The organism is Pseudovibrio sp. WM33 (assembly GCF_001623165.1).
Classification (GTDB): Bacteria; Pseudomonadota; Alphaproteobacteria; order Rhizobiales; family Stappiaceae; genus Pseudovibrio.
In genome coordinates this window covers 1-4183 of record NZ_LMCK01000099.1, presented here as the reverse complement: position 1 = coordinate 4183, position 4183 = coordinate 1, and the positions used below count along the sequence as shown (strand labels likewise).

5 protein-coding genes are annotated in these 4183 nt (G+C 50.8%); 4 read left to right on the top strand and 1 reads right to left on the bottom strand.

The genetic code is table 11. From position 1 onward, the window contains the following. Positions 1 to 145: 145 nt before the first annotated feature. Complete coding sequence (locus PsWM33_RS18545) at positions 146 to 490, bottom strand: hypothetical protein (RefSeq protein WP_063301205.1); 345 nt, start codon at positions 488 to 490, stop codon at positions 146 to 148. A 428-nt stretch (positions 491 to 918) separates the two neighbouring features. Here PsWM33_RS18545 and nirK point away from each other — a divergent pair, with 428 nt between their 5' ends. The 4 genes from nirK to PsWM33_RS18525 all read left to right on the top strand — a co-directional run bounded on the left by nirK (position 919) and on the right by PsWM33_RS18525 (position 3995). Continuing rightward, positions 919 to 2103 carry a copper-containing nitrite reductase gene (gene nirK, locus PsWM33_RS18540; protein ID WP_063301204.1) on the top strand — a complete coding sequence of 395 codons (1185 nt, stop codon included), beginning with the start codon at positions 919 to 921 and terminating at the stop codon, positions 2101 to 2103. A gap of 231 nt (positions 2104 to 2334) precedes the next feature. After that, positions 2335 to 2907, top strand: coding sequence for a formylglycine-generating enzyme family protein (locus PsWM33_RS18535; protein WP_193778425.1), 573 nt, complete (start codon positions 2335 to 2337; stop codon positions 2905 to 2907). Positions 2908 to 2968: 61 nt separating this feature from the next. Further along, positions 2969 to 3334, top strand: a complete 366-nt coding sequence (locus tag PsWM33_RS18530; protein WP_063301203.1) for a c-type cytochrome — start codon at positions 2969 to 2971, stop codon at positions 3332 to 3334. A 22-nt stretch (positions 3335 to 3356) separates the two neighbouring features. Then, positions 3357 to 3995 (top strand): SCO family protein, encoded by a 639-nt coding sequence (locus PsWM33_RS18525; protein ID WP_063296686.1) that lies wholly within the window; start codon positions 3357 to 3359, stop codon positions 3993 to 3995. Positions 3996 to 4183: the final 188 nt, after the last annotated feature.

The window sequence follows — 4183 nt, the reverse complement described above, 5'->3', positions numbered from 1 at the left end:
GCGAAGAGAAGCGTGACCCGGAGATGGATATGATCCGAATGAAAAGGTAAAAGAGCTTGACCTCAACGCCCGATTAGAGAAGCATGTTAGTGGCAGGCTAAAACAGCTATTACCACGGTTTAACAAAGACTTATTGTAGGGTGGTTTATTCAACGTCAGATTGATCGAACTCAGAGTTCTTCTTCTCTGCATACATCAGATCGAGTAACAAGTTAGAGGTCTCAGCGGCCTCTCCAAGGTTTGACAGAAGGTGTATCATCATCTTCTGATGGGCCTCACCACTCGTAATAATCGCGTTGTCTATTGCATTTTGGAAGCCACCCAGCTTTGCTTGATCTTTGGTGTTGTTTTCTATTTGCGTCATAACAAGCGGATTTTCATAGATTTTGTCTTCGAGTACGTGCACGTAATCGACCTTGTCTTTTTCTGTCTGCCCATCTTCAGATGCACTGGGGCTTGACGTTGGATTTCGCGAGGACAACGGCCGCATTCTCTACCGTCACGCGGCCGCAAATTTAAGTGTTCTTAGGAAGATTGCTATCAATCTCGTCAAAGCCGACACAACCCGCTAGGGTAGCATAAAAAGACGCCGAAATACCGCAGGCTTGAACAGTGATTATATGCAAAAAATCATAAGCTTATAGTTTCATGCGTGAGCCGTGGGGTCGTCCAGATGTCTGAGGCTAAACCCTATTGGATCTTCGCCGCGTGCCAGCATGATTTGGTCCATCAACGTTTCAATCGCATAAACATTGCAAAATGCACCAAGGCTGCGTAGAGCCGATGTGCGCGATAGGACAGCGAGGATTGTGTCGCAAACTTGATATATGGCAAATACATTTTTTACATAAAAAGATATTTTAAATATCTGTTGAGTTGAGCAAATTTAGTTCAGCAAATTATGGTGAGGCATATCAAGTGACATCAAGTTCGAATAATGGATTAGACCGACGCAGTTTTCTGAAGGTGTCGACTGTTGCATCATCCACTGCTGCGTTTGGCGCCTTTGCTGTTGCTGCCAATCAGGCCGTTGCGGCAACAAAAGAAGTTGCTGCCGTTGCAGCGGAAGTTGAAGTATCACTCACTGAGACTGAAATTTCTGCATTGCCTCGTGTGAAACAAGAGCTGGTTGCCCCACCTTTTGCCCCTAAACACGATCAGGTCGCGCAAGGCGGTCCGAAGGTTGTCGAAGTCACGATGACCATTAAGGAAATGCGCTGGGAAGTGGACGACACTGGCGCAGAAACTTGGGCTTTGACTTTTGATGGGTCCGTTCCGGGCCCACTCATTGTCTGCCACGAAGGTGACTACGTGGAACTGACGTTGATCAACCCTGAAACCAATAGAATGGACCACAACATCGACTTCCATTCATCCACCGGTGCGCTCGGTGGGGGGGCCCTGACACATGTACTGCCGGGTGAGCAGGTGAAACTGCGTTGGAAGGCTGTAAAGTCAGGCGTCTTTGTCTACCATTGTGCTCCTGAAGGGCAGATGATCCCCTACCATGTTGTTCATGGTATGAACGGTGCCGTCATGGTGCTGCCGCGTGAAGGCCTGAAGGACAAAGATGGTAACCCTCTGTCATACGACGATGTTTTCTATGTTGGTGAGCAGGATTTCTACATTCCGAAAGACGAGAACGGCGACTGGAAGGTCTATGAGGGTGCAGGCGACAACTTCGGCGACGTTTTCCCAGTCATGCGTACACTGACACCGACGCATGTGGTCTTCAACGGCAAGGTCGGTGCGTTGACAGGTGATAACGCGCTCAAATCCGCAGTTGGCCGCACGGCGCTCTTCATTCACGCCCAGTCAAACCGGGATACACGACCACACCTGATTGGTGGTCATGGCGACTACGTTTGGGAAACCGGCTCCTTTGCAGACACCCCTGCGACCGGACTTGAGACCTGGTTCATCCGTGGCGGCTCTGCGGGAGCGGCGCTTTATACATTCCGCCAGCCGGGCGTTTACGTATACCTGAACCACAATCTCATTGAAGCGATTGAACTTGGCGCTGCCTCGCACATCATCGTCGATGGGGAATGGAACGATGATTTGATGAAACAGGTCTCCAAACCTGGTCCAATTCCAGCCTAAGCCGACTGGTTCGAGACGTAGAGAGATGAGATGAAGCTGTCAATTTACATTACCCTATCCCTGGGAGTAGCCGCTGCCTCCATCTGGGTTGGTAGTAATGCGAAGGTCTACCTGCCAGATCTCTCAGCACGTCTTGCGTCCCCCGAGGTGTTTTCCTCGGGGGACGCACCCCAACCTCAAATGGTTGAGGTCACAATAGACACCCCGGGAAGGGGCGCGAAGCGGATCGCGGTGGCTAAGTACGAGGTAACTTTCGGGGATTGGCAGGCCTGCGTCGATGCCGGGGGCTGTTCACACCAGCCGCTGCGACGAAAGTACGTGCGAGATGACCATCCTGTTACAGACGTCAGCTGGCTGGATACCCAACAATATCTGGCGTGGCTGTCTCACGAAACGGGCCAAACTTACCGGTTGCCCACTGAGACCGAGTGGCGTGCACTCGCAGACGATGTGATCGATGAGAAGGTTGATAAATTGTTCGACGATCCGCGTCTGGCTTGGGCTGCTGACTACGTTAATTATAGCAAGCGCGGTAAGCGACGCACTCAATCCGTAGGTTTCCACGGCACCGAAGATAATGGTGTTGCTGACATTTCCGGAAATGTCTGGGAATGGACACAAAGTTGCTGGCGCAGGTCCTCTGAGGGGCCAAAACAAGAAATCAATAAGAATTGCCGCGGAGTTCGGATTCTGGCGGGTGTGCATATGACCTACCAGCCCGAGTTGATCAGGGTCGTGCCAACAGGGGGGTGTTCCATCGGTTTCCCTCCAGCGAATATCGGGTTTCGTGTCGTTCGCGACTAGGCATCCGAACTGCCTCTTTCCAACCTTCTACCTACCAACATCTCAAAATAAGTGGAAAAATATGAGAAAGCTAGTCTTGTCACTGCTGTCCGTTATGATGCTGAGCGGCCCGGCTTACGCAGCAGGCGATGCCGTCAAAGGTGCAAAAGTCTTCAAAAAATGTGCAGCTTGTCACTCACCTGAAGAAGGCAAGAACAAACTTGGCCCGTCGCTCTTTGGCATTGTAGGCCGCCATGCTGCAACGATGGAGGGCTTCAAATATTCAAAAGCAATGAAAACATCCGGCCTCGTTTGGGACGACGAAAATCTTGCACACTTTCTGAAGGCCCCCAAAAAATTCTTAAAGGGAACTAAGATGTCCTTTGGTGGCATCAGGAAGGATGGCGATGTGACCAATCTTCTTGCCTACCTGCACACGCTGAAGTAAGCGCCAAAGACGGAGAAGAACCATGAAAGTAGCGTCGAGGCAAATTAGTCTCCTGGTTGCGGCTTCCAGTTTTACAGTTATCGCTTTGTTGGGTGCCTCCATTGGCTACTTTTCACAAGGACCTCTGGTAAAAGGTGCAGACTCAAGGCCTGCGTTGTCCACCGCTATCAACGTTGATGGACCGGACGTAAAGAGGATCGCTCTGACTTCGCATGAGGGGGCCTCCCTGAGGTGGGGAAACCTTTCCGGGCGACACCGGTTGGTCTTCTTCGGCTATACGTTTTGCCCGGAAATATGCCCGGTCACTCTCCTGAACTTGAGCGAAGCTCTCGACATCCTTGAAGGGAAGGGGATTGAGCCCGACCCGATCTTTGTGACCGTTGACCCACAGCGCGATACACCGGAGTTTCTTAAGGAATACCTGAGTGGCTTCCGCGAAGGGTTCCTCGGGTTGAGTGGTGAAGATGCTCAGATCAGAAAACTTTCTGAAGCCTTCAAGGCATTCTATGAGCGATCGGATCTATCGGACGACTCTGAATATTACCTCATGGATCATACGAGCTACATCTACCTGATTGCTCCAGATGGCGCGATGCTCGAATACTACCCGGAATCGACCCAACCACCAGAACTGGCACGAAAGATTCTCGCCAATTTTTGACCACAACTGTCCTTGAGATCTCCGCTATGATGAAACCGCGGAGTGCCGTGCTGCTCGTCGTTAGTTTCCGCCCAATGAGGCCTGTTTTCAAACAGGTGGAAAGAAAACAGAATTGAGAATTAGGACCGGTGGTATAAGGTCTAAGAAGCCCACGGCTCACGCATGAAACTATAAGCTTATGATTTTTT